This window comes from Flavobacterium sp. WC2421, from assembly GCF_040822115.1.
Classification (GTDB): domain Bacteria; phylum Bacteroidota; class Bacteroidia; order Flavobacteriales; family Flavobacteriaceae; genus Flavobacterium.
On record NZ_CP162004.1, the window covers coordinates 2,339,774 to 2,354,638 of the forward strand.

A 14,865-nucleotide genomic window follows, 5' to 3' on the forward strand; every position below is an offset into this window, starting at 1 on the left:
TTTTTTTTAAGTATATTCAACTAATTGGAGGGCTAATATACGTAATCTATCTAAATAATTTAGAATCTTACTTTTAAATGGGGATATTGAAGGTGATTCTAGTTCCTTCACCAGGTATGGAGTTAATAAAAACACGTCCGTTAATGTATTGTATTCTTTCTTTCATGAAAAGCAATCCCATTCCTGATTCACTATTTCTTTTTTTCTCCACTTCGGTAGCATCAAATCCCTTTCCGTTATCATCAATTATAATACTTAAAATGGAGTCACTATGGGATAATTGTACCACAATATCAGAAGATTCGGCATATTTTATGGCATTATTAATGGCTTCTTGAGTGAGGCGGTATATATTTATTTCAATTAAGGAATCCAATCTTTTATCAAAAGCTGTTTTGTTATAAAAATGAACATTTTTCCCAGTGAGTTTTGAAAGTTCCTGCGTTAGTTTTGAAAGGGAGGAAACAATTCCATGATCGCTCAATTCAGGAGGCATTAAATTAAAAGTAGCGGTACGCACTCCTTTAATAATGTCAAGGGATAATTTTTTTAGGTATTCTATTTTTTGGGCTGATTTTACTTTGTCATCTAAGTTGATGCTTTCTAAACTAAATTTCAATCCAGTAAGCATTTGTCCAATTCCGTCATGAATTTCTCTTGCAATTCTATTTTGTTCGTTTTCTTGATTTTCAACAATTTTGCTTGAAATTATTTTCTGCTGGTTTACTTTATCATTAATATTTTCAGTATTCAACCGATCTACTTCTTGTTCTGCTTTTTTTCGTTCGGTAATGTCAAAGCAAATAATCAACAATTCAGATTCCTCTTTTTTTATAGTTACAGGCACCATTGATAGGTCTAGCCAAATGGATTCTTTATTTCTATTGGTAATATTTATTTCTCCCTGCCATCCACTTCTTTGTTTTTCAGTAATGATTCTATCAATTACTAGTTGTTCTTTTTCAATTGGTGTCAGTGCCTCTGAGAACGTTTTGTCATTTATAAACGGATTGTATTGCAATAGTTTTGAAAATTTTTCTCCAATATGTATAATACTTCCGTCAGGTGCTATACGGCAATACAATAAAGTATTTTCCATAGCATAATTGAGCGATTTTAATTCTTTGACCGAGTTTTCTTTTATTTCGCTAATCACTTCGGTATCATGCGCTAGCTTTATCGCTTTTCTTTCAGAGACTAGAAGTTTTGAAATTAATAGCTCAATTCTTTTGTTAGTGGGCTTAAAAATAAAAAGAAATTCTAAAAATAAAACTAGTAGTGTAAATCCTAAAATAGCATATTCAGTATTTCGTTGAAGGGTTACTTTTTTTAGTGCTTCCACTTCATATTGACTCACTATTTTATTCATTTTAGAAAGGAATATCCCTTCGTTATCTAGAATAGTTTGTACTATTTTTTGATTTTTATTTGAGTTTATAAATCCAATATGATTTTTTAAAAGTAGGGTAGTTACATGGTCTATACTGTCAAAATTAGGTTTTATTTCTGCAAATAATTGGGTCAATATCTTACTTTTTGCTTTTGGAAAGTGAAGACTGTCATTTCCGTTTTCTAATGCATAATGAGTGAATTTCCAAAGGGATACGGTTTCATTAATTTTAGAAATTTCCTCTTGCCTTTTTAGAGTATCAGAGACTAAGTTTAAGATCAACACTTCTTTTACCAACTTCTGGCTCAACATCCGTTGTTTTCCTGAAATGTTTATTAATCGTGAATCATTCAATTGGCGATTCAAGTTGTATTGAATGAGTAATTGACTAAGCAGTACCGTTATAGCAATAGTGATCAAAGCAAAAAGATACATTTGCTTTAATTTTATGAAATTAAGATTTTCGGTAGATTGTTTGGTCTTGTTTTTCATATCAAAATCAAATTACAATCCAATAGCTTCTTTAATTAATTGAAGATTTGTATCGCTATAGTTGATTTTTAAGGCTTCCTGATGTCCTTTTTCAGACATTTTATTCCACGTTTTCAGAATGATATTTTTCATTTTTTCCCTGTCATGCTTGTGAACAAAAGGGTCCAAATAAAATTCTAAAAACACCAAACAAATTACATCTTCAAGGAGTTGTGTTTCATCGTCTTTTTTAAGTAATTTCTTTTCAATTAAAAAAGAAACTCGAGCAATAAAATGAGAGTCATATCCCACCTTTTCTAAAATTTCTGCTGTCGTTTTAGCATGGAATTTTTTCAAGTCTTCTCTCCATTTTAAATAGCCTACACGATCCATTGGATAGGTTTCTCGTGCTATTTTCCATCTGCAAATGTGTTGCGCTTTAGATGCGATTTGAATTGCTTCTGAAGCATTAGGATGAAATTCCATTAGTTTTTTATACATTCTATTCGAATATAATAATTCTTTTGGATAACTTTTAGATTGATATATTTCGCTGTTTGGATCTTGTGCGTTTTCAGCATCAATTAACTCACTTGCGTTATAAAATGGTGTTTTTGTCATTTGAAAAGGGATATCATCAAAGATACATATTTATTCTAAAAAGCCAACAAATACCTCTTCATCAACGATTTTTATTGGATAAGTGGCTATTTTTAAATCATCACCACTAAGGTTGCTACCGTCTTTTAATGAAAATGTCTTTTTGTGAATGGGACAAGCAATTTTTGGAATCTCATCTGCTGACCCAATCATACCTCTTGAGAGGACCATTTCCATTTTATGAGGACATAAGTTTTGACAGGCATACCATTCGTTTCTTCGTTCAAAATTGATAATGGCAATTTGTTTGTTTTTGTATTTGATGCATCCACCACCATCAGCGGGGAAGTCTTTAGTTGAACCTGCTTTGAACCACACTTTTACCTCCTCAGGAGTTACTGTTGCGTATTGATTTAATATCTCTTCCATGATTTGTATTTTTTTTTTAGCTAATTTTGAATCTATAAAACTTTGAAACTTTGTGTCTTTGTTACTCTTAAAAACTTACCAAGCTTTAGGCATTTTTTGATCTCTAAGTGGCGTAAAAACAATGTTTTCATCCGTTTCATCAGAATTAGTAAAATGACTAAAACGTTTCATCATTTCAGGATCTTCAATAGCTTGTTTCCATTCGCATTCAAAGGTGTCTACAAGTCCTTGCATTTCGGTTTCTAATGCTTCAGCTATTCCTAGACTATCTTCAATTACTACTTCTTTTAAGTAATCTAAACCCCCATCTAGTTTTTCTAACCAAGTAGAAGTACGAACTAAAGGTCCTGCTGTACGGATGTAAAACATCAAGAATCGATCTAAGTATTTAATACAAGTGGCCCTGTCAATTTGTTCTGCTAATAGCACTGCATGTTTAGGATTAGCTCCACCATTTCCAGAAACGTATAAGTTCCAACCCCCTTCTACGGCAATCAATCCAAAATCTTTTCCTCTTGCTTCGGCACACTCTCTGATACAAGCGGATACGCCACCTTTTATTTTATGAGGAGATCGAAGTCCTTTGTATCTGTTTTCTAATTCAATGGCAAAACCAGCACTTTCATCCATTCCATAACGGCACCAAGCATTACCGACACAACTTTTTACTGTTCGCAGTGATTTTCCATAAGCATGACCACTTTCAAAACCATTATCAATTAATTTTTTCCAAATAGCGGGTAAGTCATTCAGATGCGCACCAAATAAATCAATACGTTGTCCGCCTGTTATTTTAGTATATAAATCATATTCTTTGGCTACTTCACCAATAACTATAAGTTTGTCAGCGGTGATTTCTCCACCAGCAATTCGAGGCACTACAGAGTAGGTACCATTTCGTTGAATGTTAGCTAAGAAACGGTCATTAGAATCTTGTGCAGGGATATGTTTATTAGCAGTATCATTGTAGATACTAGAGAAAATGGAAGATAACACTGGTTTACAAACTTCGCATCCATCTCCTTTTCCTACAACACCTAATACTTCATTATGTGAAGTAAATTTGTTGATTTTTATAATATCATATAATTCTTGTCTGTTGTATGCAAAGTGCTCGCAAATAACATCTTTAACTTCTTTTCCTAATGATTTTTGAGTCGCTTTTACTAAATCAACGACCATTGGTTTACAACCACCACAACCTGTTGTTGCTTTTGTTAATTTAACAACATCAGATAACGTAGCACAAGTTTCATCAACAATAGAACAGCAAATAGCTCCTTTAGTCACATTCTCACAGGAGCAAATTACAGCAGTATCAGGAAGATCCATAGCGCTTCCTAAAGTCGATGCTTCTCCACCTCTTGAACCTAGAATTAAATCTTCTGGGTTTTTTGGCAAAGCCATAGCATTGCTATAAATTTGGAATAAACCATTATAATCACTAGAATCACCAACTAAAATCCCACCTAATAAAGTTTTTCCATCTTTGGTTACGTTAATCCTTTTGTAAATTCCGCTAAATTTATTTTCATAAACGATAGCAGTAACATTTTCGTTTTCTATAAAGGGATCTCCAAAACTCGCCACTTCAACGCCAATTAATTTTAATTGGGTTGACATGTCAATGGTTTCTCTCATTGTTTTTTCACCTTGCATAATTTGCTCGGCAGCCACATCGGCCATTTCGTATCCTGGAGCGACTAATCCATAAATCAAATGGTTATAAAGTGCCACTTCACCGATCGCATAAATGAAAGGATCAGATGTTTGCATTTTATTATTTACGGTAATACCACCACGTACACCAACTTCAAGTCCTGAAACTCTTCCTAGCTCGTCACGTGGTTTGATACCTGCAGATATAACCAACATATCAACTTTTAACAATTCTTGTTCTGTAAACATCATCCCAGTGATGCAATGTTCACCTGCAATATATTCAGTGGATTTATTCAGATGTATACCAATGTTTAATTCTTCTATTTTTGATTGCAACATATCACTCGCACCCTTATCCAATTGTCTTGGCATTAAGCGAGGTGCAAACTCAACTACGTGTGGGTTTAAACCTAAATCGCGAACTGCTTTGGCTGCTTCCAGACCTAATAATCCGCCTCCAAGTACAGCGGCTTCAGTAGCACCATTTTGTTTTATTTTTTTGGCGTAAGCCATAATTGCATCAAGATCTTCGATGGTACGGTACACAAAAACCCCTTCTTTATCTACTCCCTCTATAGGAGGCACAAAAGCAGATGAACCAGTAGCTAATACAATATAATCATAGGAATAGGTTTTTTCTAGATGTGTATGTATTGTTTTATGATCTCTATTAATATCGGTAATTAACTCGGATGTATTAAGGATAATATTATTTTCAGCATACCAATCTAAAGTAGACATCGATAAATCATCAGCGCTTTTACCCGCAAAATATTCACTTAAATGAACACGGTCGTAAGCGTGTCTTGGTTCTTCTCCAAATACAGTAATTTGATATTTCTCTTGTCCTGGTTTCGATATGAATTTTTCACAAAATTTGAAACCTACCATGCCGTTTCCGACTACTATTATATTAATCATACTAGCTTGAATTAAGTATTACGTAACAAATATACGTATAAGTACTTAATTTATATACTTAATTTCTGTTTTTGGAAATTAATTGGAATATCTTGAAAATGGAAGGGGTAAAATATATTATTAGTAAAAAATGATGAAAAATATAGGAAAAACGAAATCGTATTATTCTATTTTGGAGGTAGAAAAGTAGTGTTTGATTTTAATACGATTGTGGAATTAAATAAAAATACCGCAAATTCTCAAATTAAATATCGCATTGCTACTTTATAATTTGGGAATTTGAGGTCTTAATTTTTTAAACGACTTTAAAGTTATTTAATACAACCTATGTCGCTGATGTGTAGTATTTTTTTCTAAACCAAAAGGCAACATTAACCAAAGCTATTAAAGCTGGAACCTCTACTAATGGACCGATAACTCCAGCAAATGCTTGTCCGCTATTGATACCAAAAACACCAATGGCCACTGCAATAGCTAATTCGAAGTTATTACCTGTTGCTGTAAATGCAATAGCAGTACTTTTTGAATAATCAGCACCGAAATATTTCCCAATGAAAAAACTCACAACAAACATGATTGTAAAGTAAATCACTAGTGGAATTGCAATGCGAACCACATCCATCGGAATTTGAACTATCAATTCCCCTTTTAGACTAAACATAATTACAATAGTAAATAATAAAGAGATTAAAGTAATTGGTGAAATAAAAGGCACATATTTATTTTGGAACCAGTCTTCTCCTTTTATAGCTATTAATGCGTAACGACTTATAATGCCCAATGCAAAAGGAAGACCTAGGTAAATACCAACACTCTCGGCAATTTGACCAATGCTAATGTTGACTTCAAAACCGGTATAACCAAAATAGGGAGGAAGAATCGTTATAAAAATATAGGCATAAACACTATATAACAATACTTGAAAAATACTGTTTAAAGCAATCAATCCTGCCGCATATTCTCTATCTCCATCAGCAAGATCATTCCAAACGACCACCATGGCGATACATCGTGCCAGACCAATAAGGATAACGCCTATCATGTATTCAGGATAACCGTTTAGGAATATTAAAGCTAGGAAAAACATTAAGATAGGACCTACAATCCAATTTAGGAAAAGGGAAGCACCTAGTACTTTTGTGTTTTTAAATACTTGACCTATTTGCTCGTACTTTACTTTGGCCAATGGTGGATACATCATTAAAATTAAACCAATAGCCAACGGAATATTTGTAGTTCCACTTGAAAAAGAGTTGATAAAATTACTGCTCGAAGGAATAAAATAGCCAACAGCTACACCTATAGCCATAGCTAAGAATATCCAAAGGGTTAAATAACTATCAAGAAATCCTAATTTTTTTCGGTTTGCTACTGGAGCACAATTATTTGCCGACATATTTATTTTTTAATTTGTGAGAATACATAAAAAAGTTCAGTAGCAATTTGCATACTTCTTTCATGGTATTTTTCTGCTTGTTGTGGTGTGTTATCAAATGCTTTTGGATCTTCAAAAGTGATGGGAATTCTTTTTTCGGCACCAGCAATAAATGGGCAACCATTGTCAGCACTAGAGCAAGTTAAAATGGCAGCAAACTCCGCTTGAGGATTGAAGTCGTCATCATAGGTTTTTGAAAAACCAATAATTGGATGCTCATTGTCCGTGTATTTTATGCTGTAAACAGGGTTGTTTCCCTCAGAAAGTGTTTTTACTTTGAATCCAGATTTAGATAAAGTTGCTGCTGCCATAGGGAATAGAGCAGTAGCCTCAGTTCCTCCAGAATAACTGAACACATTGCTAAAATTAAAATAAGACGCTGCAGTTTGTGCCCAAACTTGGGATAAATGGCTTCTTCTGGAATTGTGTGTACATATAAAGTTGAGCCTTATTTCCTCTTGATTGCTCACTTTAATTTGAATAAAATCAATTAAAGGTTGTAAAATTGTTCTACGTTCTTGCGAAATATTTTCTGGATGAAAAGATAGAATTTCCTTTTCGATTGCGGGAAAAATTTGTGTTTTTGATGGCATCATTTTCAGTAGTATATTTGGATTAGCAACAACCTCCACCAGGAGTACAGCTGTTGTTTTGAACTGGAATTTCAGAGATTTTAATTTTTTGTTTTTCTTGAGGAATTCCACATTGATCTTCTGCTAAACAAGCAGTAAGCTTATTTAACAAAGTGAAATCATTTCCATTGAAACCTAAATCGTATTTACCAATAGTTTCCGACTGGTATTCAACTTCAATTTCATAATCTTCGATGCCTAATACTTTTTCAGATAGTTCAATAATATCTAATAATTTTTTTGGTTTCAAGCGGTGTTCAAAATCATTGGCATCCCATAATTGAAAGTTCACTACGGTTTCTTTTCTTACTTTTCCACCACAATCAATAAAGTTTTTAGTGATTAAACCCACTTCTGTTACATGGAAATGTTCAGGAACATAAGTTCCGTTTGGCAATACAAAAGTTACGTTTTCTAACGTACTTAGCTGTTTTTTAATTTCAGATAGTTTCATATGAATATAATATTTGTTTTTTAAAAGAATATGGTATCGCCATTACTAAAATTATATTGTTTTTGAGTCATGGCAATTTCATGATTGGTATTTTTAAAAATTAACAACATTGATTTTTTTTATTTTCTAAATAGGTATTGATGTTTTCGAAAAAGCCTTTTATTTTTTCAAAACCTTCTTCGTTAAGACAATAACAGATTGCATTTCCTTCGAAATTTCCCTTTATTAGACCAGCATTTTTTAACTCTTTTAAGTGTTGCGAAACAGTGGGCTGTGCAAGCGGAAGTTCATTTACAATTTCGCCACAAACACAGCTATTCACTTTTATGAGGTGCTGTATTATAGCAATACGCGCCGGATGACCAATTGCTTTAGCTAAAATGGCCAATTCGTTTTGCTCCTCTGTAAAATGTTCTGATTTAGTAATTCCCATCGTTATATATTTATATTGCAATATTACGATAATAAAAAATAAGAATAAAATATTTTTTATTTTTTTATAAAAAGTATTGAAAGTGCCTTTTGAAATGAAATACTAATTAAATATTAAATAAAATTTTCTCTTTAGTAATATGCGTATTTTTATAGTAATTATCTTAAAAAAATATAAGATGAAACACTATGATATTATTATTGTAGGCTCAGGTGCTGGCGGATCGACTTTAGCTTACAAATTGGCAGATTCTGGAAAAAATATTTTAATAATTGAACGAGGCGATTTTATACCAATAGAAAAAGAAAACTGGGATAGTGAAGCAGTTTTTGTAAAAAACAAATACACAACTACCGAGCGATGGCTTGATAAAGAGGACAAAGAATTTCAACCGGGACAACATTACAATGTAGGCGGGAATACTAAATTATATGGAGCGGCACTATTTAGAATGCGAGAAAATGACTTTAATGAAGTGAAGCATTATGGCGGAATTTCTCCAAAATGGCCCATATCCTATTATGATCTTAAAAAATATTATTTAGAAGCTGAAAGATTGTATGCTGTTCATGGCGAAAGAGGGGCAGACCCCACAGAACCCGAAGAAGAAAACCCTTATTTATACCCACCTTTAAAACACGAACCGCGAATCCAACAGGTTTTTGATGAATTGAAAAATGCTGGCTTACATCCGTTTCCATTACCTATAGGCTTGAATCCTGATGATAAGAATAAAGCAAGCGCTCCTTTTATTTTAGATCGTTTTGATGGATTTCCAGACCCTACAGAACATAAGGCAGATGCTCATATCAATGCACTTAGAAAAGCGCTACAGCAAGACAATGTAAGTTTAATGACTAATGCTCAAGTCACCAAACTTTATACTAATAATTCAGGCACAGCCATTTCTAAAATGGATGTTCTTTACAATGGTGAAGTTGTAACCCTCACCGCTGATTTAGTAATTTTATCCTGCGGTGCAATTAATTCGGCCGTATTACTTTTAAAAAGTGCTAATACTATCTATCCCGCTGGCTTGGCGAATTCTTCAGGAATTGTTGGTAGGAATTATATGTTTCATAATAATTCAGCTATGATTGCTTTATCAACTACGGCAAACGATTCCAAGTTTGGGAAAACCTTTGGAATTAATGACTATTATCATAAGAGTGATGAATTTGAATTTCCCCTTGGACACATTCAAATGCTAGGCAAATCAGATAAGACACAAATTAGTGCCGATAGCCCAATTCCAGCGCCAGGATTTACATTTGAAATGATGGCCAAACATTCCGTTGACTTTTGGTTGGCTTCTGAAGATTTGCCTGATCCAAATAACAGGATAACTTTGGAAAGCCAAAAAATAAAAATAAATTACACACCCAATAATTTGAAAGGACATCATCTTTTAATGGATAAACTGAAATACAGTTTAGAACATTCGGGGAGCTTTTCTCATTTTATTCCTAAGAATATTTATTTTGGAAAAGACATGGATATAGCAGCAGTGGCACATCAAAATGGAACCATTCGTTTTGGTACTGATCCCAAATTATCTGCTTTAGATACTTTTTGTAGATCTCATGATGTAAAAAATTTGTTTGTTGTAGACGGAAGTTTTTTTGTTTCCAGCTCTGCAGTAAATCCAGCTTTAACCATAATGGCTATGGCATTACGAGTGGGAGATTATATTAAAAATGAACTACTAAATTAAAAGAATATGCAAAAACCAAATGAACGACTAGCAGGTCAAACTTGCATAGTAACTGGAGCGAATTCAGGAATTGGAGAAGCGGTGGCTATCGCAATGGGTAGAGACGGTGCTAATGTAGTGGTCAATTACGTTTCGAATCCAGAAATTGCCGAAGAGATTGCACATAAAATTTCGATGGATAACCTTTGTGGAGATGCAATAGCTATAAAATGTGATGTCAGTAAGGAAGAGGAAGTAATCGCTATGTTTAAACAAACAGTAAACCATTTTGGAACGGTTGATATTTGTGTACCTAATGCAGGTTTACAGCGTGATGCCCCAATGCACCAAATGACACTAGCCCAATGGCAACTGGTTATTGATGTGAATCTTACAGGGCAGTTTCTTTGTGCTCGTGAATCGATTCGGGAATTTTTACGAAGAGGAATGCGTCCAGATGTTTCTAAGTCATTAGGTAAAATTATTCAAATGAGTTCAGTACATCAAATTATTCCTTGGGCTGGCCATGCTAATTATGCTGCTTCCAAAGGAGGAATTGTGATGTTAATGGAAACAATTTGTCAAGAATACGCTCCCCATAAAATACGATGCAACAGTATTGCTCCTGGCGCCATAAAAACACCTATAAATAAGGAAGCTTGGGATACACCAGAGGCTTTAAACGAATTGAATAAACTAATTCCGTATAAACGAATTGGTATTCCTGAGGATATAGGAAGTACAGCAGTTTGGTTGGCTTCTGATGAGTCGGAGTACATAAATGGAACAACCATTTTTGTGGATGGAGGGATGACTTGCTATCCAGGTTTTACTACAAATGGTTAAAAAAACAGTTGGTTAAAAAAACAGTGAAATAAATGGTATCGAAAGAACAGCTGAGGATTAACGAAAATTATGCTAAAGAAAAAGATTGGCTTCATTGGGGACCATATCTTAGTGAGCGTCAATGGGGAACTGTAAGAGAAGATTATAGCGCGTCAGGTGATGCTTGGAACTATTTTACACACGACCATGCTCGAAGTAGAACCTATCGATGGGGAGAAGATGGAATTGCAGGTTTTTCGGATAAATATTGTAATATCTGTTTTGGTATAGGCCTTTGGAATGGGAAAGATGCTATTTTAAAAGAGCGCCTTTTTGGTCTAACTGGTCCAGAAGGAAATCATGGAGAAGATGTTAAGGAACTGTATTATTATCTTGAAAATACGCCATCTCATTCCTACATGAAACATTTGTATAAATATCCTCAAAACGAATTTCCTTATGATCAATTGGTTGCTGAAAATAAGAAGCGAAATCAAAATGAGTTAGAGTACAAATTGTTGGATACAGGAATATTTGATAATAATGACTATTTTGACATAATTACGGAATATGCCAAAGCCGACGCCGAAGATATTTTAATTAAAATCACCATCAACAATAGAAGTGCCAGTGCTGCTTCGCTTACTCTATTACCCACTTTATGGATTCGTAATTTTTGGAGTTTCAAAAAGGATATTGTAAAACCAGTCATCAAAAAAGAAGTAGCAGGAAATAAAACATTTGTATCCATTGTTCATCCTTTTGTAGGGAATTATAATTTTTATTTTGATGATGCTTCCAAGCTTCTGTTTACTGAAAATGAAACTAATGAAGAAGTAATTTTTGATAGTCCAAATGATCATCAATTTAAAAAAGATTTATTTCATGATGCAGTGATAAAGGATGATTTTTCATTGGCAGAAAAAAATAGTGAAGGAACAAAATTCAGTCCTTTGTATCAGCTTCATTTAGAAGCAGGAGCATCGTATTCCGTGCGATTGCGTATTTCAAAACAAGAAATAGAAAATCCTTTTGATGAGAATTTCGAGCAAATTGTTACTGAAAGACAAACGGAATGTTCGGAATTTTATGATGGAATAGCAGGAAACGACACCAAGGTTGAACCTGCAATTCAGCGTCAGGCATTTGCAGGATTATTATGGTCAAAGCAGTATTATAATTATGAAATAGAGACTTGGTTAGAGGGAGATGCCAAAGAACCTACACCTCCTGCAGCAAGATGGAATGGTCGAAATAGTGATTGGACCACGCTTCGGAATCACGATGTTATTTCGATGCCAGATGCCTGGGAATATCCTTGGTATGCCTCATGGGATTTGGCTTTTCATTGTGCCACTTTTGCATTAATAGATCCCGAGTTTGCAAAGCAACAGTTGCTGCTCTTTACCAGAGAATGGTATATGGCACCCAATGGTCAAATTCCAGCTTATGAATGGTCTTTTAGTGATGTAAATCCTCCTGTGCAAGCTTGGGCCGCTTTACAAGTTTTTAAAACTGACAAAAAGAAAAATGGAGTAGGGGATATTAAATTTTTGAAACGCATATTTAACAAATTGGCACTTAATTTCACTTGGTGGGTAAACCGATTGGACACTAATGAAAATAACGTTTTTGAAGGCGGTTTTTTAGGATTAGATAATATTGGGGTTTTTGATAGAAGTCATGGAATTCCGGGTAACGGACATTTAGAACAAGTAGATGGAACTTCTTGGATGGCTTTATACTGCTTGAATATGCTTGAAATGAGTTTAGAAATAGCCATGGAAGACGATTCATATGAAGATATGGCTACCAAGTACTTTGGACATTTTGTCTTTATTGCTGAGGCTTTAAACAAAATGAGTATTGAATTTATAGGGACTTGGGATGAGGAACAAGGCTTTTTTTATGATAAATTGGTCTTCCCTAATGGCGAGTTTATGCCAATTAAAGTGCGTTCCATAGCAGGATTATTATCTATGACAGCCGTTTTTTGCATCAAGAAAGAAACACTGGAGCGTTTACCCATTTTTAGAAAAAGTGTTTTGTGGTTTGAAAAATTTCGAAATGATAGTTTAAAATATCCCGTGATAACAGAACATACAGATGGAGGTGATTTGTTATTGTCATTGGTACCCAAAGATCGTTTACAAATATTAATGAAAGCGCTATTGGATGAAAATGAATTTTTAAGTCCACACGGAATACGGTCTTTATCTAAAGTGCATGAAGCCCCATATTGTATCAATATCGAAGGAGTGAATTACAGCATTAATTATGAACCAGCTGAATCAACTACGACACTTTTTGGAGGTAATTCAAATTGGCGTGGCCCAGTTTGGATGCCTTTAAATTATTTGTTTATTCAATCTTTAAAAGAATATTATTCCTATTGTGGAGATACTGTAAAGCTTGAATTTCCAACTGGTTCTAATAATGAAATGGATTTGCAGCAAATAACAAATGAGCTTAGTAAACGACTGATTTTAATTTTCGAAAAAGATGCAGAAGGAAATCGCCCTGTTCATGCCTTACATGCTATAAAGTACAAAGAGGCAGACTTTGAGAATTTAATTCTTTTTTACGAATATTTTCATGGAGATACTGGTAGGGGTGTGGGTGCTGCTCATCAAACGGGGTGGACTGCTTTAATAGCCAATTTAATTCATGAAACCCAATAATTAGTTTAAGGCAAAAATCACTTTTGTACGAAAGATGGATTCTAATTATTTAAAGATTATATTATAATGGAAAGCAAAGTACTTAAAACGGTTGTAGTTTATCTCGGAGGATTGTTAACCGGATTATCCTTGATTATTTATCCTGCTCTAGGGCCTATTTTTACTGACTCTGCTCATTTTGGATTCAGTAGCAATCAGTTCAGTAGTATTTTTATACCACAAACTATTTTGGCTATTTTTTCGGCTTTGTTGACTCCTTTTTTTGTTTCAAAATGGGGCGTGAAAAATGTTTTGCTCCAAGGGTGCATATCACTGGCTTTTACCCTGTTTTTATTATTCATGAGCCATTTTTTTATACATGAAAAAACAAAAGCTTTATTTTTAATTTATTCTGGCACTTGTTTTTTGGGTCTTGGTTTCGGATTGGTAATAACGGTGCTCAATCCGCTAGCTTTTCAGCTTTTTCCAAATAACGAATTGGCATCTATTTCCGGACTCCATTTTTCATTAGGATTGGGTACTGCAGGCGCACCACTGCTCGTTAGTATGTTACATAACCCCAATTTGTGGTGGTATTTACCCCTAATAGTTTTTGCATTAGTACTAATCTTATTGGTGTTTGTGTTATTTTTAAATTTAAATAAGCAGGAGAATACTTTGCAGGCCAGTACTTTAAAAATCCCATTGCGTTTATGGGGATTTGTCCTTATTGTTATTCTTTATGGAATTTGTGAGGGTACTTTAGGTAGTTACGGTGCCGTTTTCCTCAAGAACCAAGGTTTTTCAATTAAAACAGCTGCAGTAGGACTCGCTTTGTTTTGGGGTGGATTGGCTTTTGGGAGAATTGTTTTTGGACTCTTATCAGCTCGTTTTAAAATGAAAGGCATTACATTACTATCGGCTTTGTTAATCGTTTTTATGTTTTACTTGATTCCAATGAGCACAGTTGAAAATTGGAGTCTTTTAGGAATGGCATTAGTAGGAATTTTGATGTCTTCCTTATTTCCTTCTTCAGTAAATTGGGCTACACAAGAAAATACAAGCCAAGCTATAATGGTATCTGGTTTGATGGTAGCATCACTTCAGTTTGGAACTGGCATCAGTACTAATTTTCTTGGATTTTTAAGTGCAATTTATCCATTAGCATTATTGTTTAAATGGATGGGGCTCATCGCTTTTGGAATGGTTGGATTAATGTGGTACATGCAAAAAAAATCTAAAAGCAAAAGTTGATATCTA

General features: G+C 34.1%; 12 protein-coding genes. 4 read left to right on the forward strand and 8 right to left on the reverse strand.

The window, feature by feature from the left end; genetic code table 11:
* Positions 1-73: 73 nt before the first annotated feature.
* The 8 genes from AB3G33_RS10145 to AB3G33_RS10180 form a co-directional block, all read right to left on the reverse strand.
* A complete protein-coding gene (locus AB3G33_RS10145; protein ID WP_367768914.1) occupies positions 74-1,882 on the reverse strand; it encodes an ATP-binding protein in 1,809 nt (602 codons plus the stop codon).
* A gap of 12 nt (positions 1,883-1,894) precedes the next feature.
* The gene (locus AB3G33_RS10150; protein WP_367752329.1) at positions 1,895-2,482 is read right to left on the reverse strand and encodes a DUF4202 domain-containing protein; all 588 of its coding nucleotides are present in this window, start codon (positions 2,480-2,482) and stop codon (positions 1,895-1,897) included.
* A gap of 30 nt (positions 2,483-2,512) precedes the next feature.
* Positions 2,513-2,890 (reverse strand): nitrite reductase small subunit NirD, encoded by a 378-nt coding sequence (nirD, locus tag AB3G33_RS10155; RefSeq protein WP_367768917.1) that lies wholly within the window; start codon positions 2,888-2,890, stop codon positions 2,513-2,515.
* 75 nt (positions 2,891-2,965) lie between these two features.
* Positions 2,966-5,473 (reverse strand): nitrite reductase large subunit NirB, encoded by a 2,508-nt coding sequence (gene nirB, locus AB3G33_RS10160; RefSeq protein WP_367768920.1) that lies wholly within the window; start codon positions 5,471-5,473, stop codon positions 2,966-2,968.
* A 325-nt stretch (positions 5,474-5,798) separates the two neighbouring features.
* Entirely contained in the window at positions 5,799-6,869 is a 1,071-nt protein-coding gene (gene arsB, locus AB3G33_RS10165; RefSeq protein WP_367768922.1) for an ACR3 family arsenite efflux transporter, read from the reverse strand.
* Between the two features lie 2 nt (positions 6,870-6,871).
* Positions 6,872-7,504, reverse strand: a complete 633-nt coding sequence (locus AB3G33_RS10170) for a low molecular weight phosphatase family protein (protein WP_367768925.1) — start codon at positions 7,502-7,504, stop codon at positions 6,872-6,874.
* Between the two features lie 19 nt (positions 7,505-7,523).
* The gene (locus AB3G33_RS10175; RefSeq protein WP_367768929.1) at positions 7,524-7,994 is read right to left on the reverse strand and encodes a DUF6428 family protein; all 471 of its coding nucleotides are present in this window, start codon (positions 7,992-7,994) and stop codon (positions 7,524-7,526) included.
* A gap of 100 nt (positions 7,995-8,094) precedes the next feature.
* Complete coding sequence (locus AB3G33_RS10180; protein ID WP_367768932.1) at positions 8,095-8,427, reverse strand: ArsR/SmtB family transcription factor; 333 nt, start codon at positions 8,425-8,427, stop codon at positions 8,095-8,097.
* 178 nt (positions 8,428-8,605) lie between these two features.
* Here AB3G33_RS10180 and AB3G33_RS10185 point away from each other — a divergent pair, with 178 nt between their 5' ends.
* The 4 genes from AB3G33_RS10185 (at position 8,606) to AB3G33_RS10200 (ending at position 14,859) form a co-directional block, all read left to right on the forward strand.
* Positions 8,606-10,141 carry an FAD-dependent oxidoreductase gene (locus tag AB3G33_RS10185; protein ID WP_367768934.1) on the forward strand — a complete coding sequence of 512 codons (1,536 nt, stop codon included), beginning with the start codon at positions 8,606-8,608 and terminating at the stop codon, positions 10,139-10,141.
* A gap of 6 nt (positions 10,142-10,147) precedes the next feature.
* The gene (locus tag AB3G33_RS10190; protein ID WP_367768937.1) at positions 10,148-10,966 is read left to right on the forward strand and encodes an SDR family oxidoreductase; all 819 of its coding nucleotides are present in this window, start codon (positions 10,148-10,150) and stop codon (positions 10,964-10,966) included.
* A gap of 32 nt (positions 10,967-10,998) precedes the next feature.
* Entirely contained in the window at positions 10,999-13,626 is a 2,628-nt protein-coding gene (locus tag AB3G33_RS10195) for a glucosidase (protein WP_367768939.1), read from the forward strand.
* A gap of 66 nt (positions 13,627-13,692) precedes the next feature.
* Positions 13,693-14,859, forward strand: coding sequence for a sugar MFS transporter (locus AB3G33_RS10200; RefSeq protein WP_367768941.1), 1,167 nt, complete (start codon positions 13,693-13,695; stop codon positions 14,857-14,859).
* Positions 14,860-14,865: the final 6 nt, after the last annotated feature.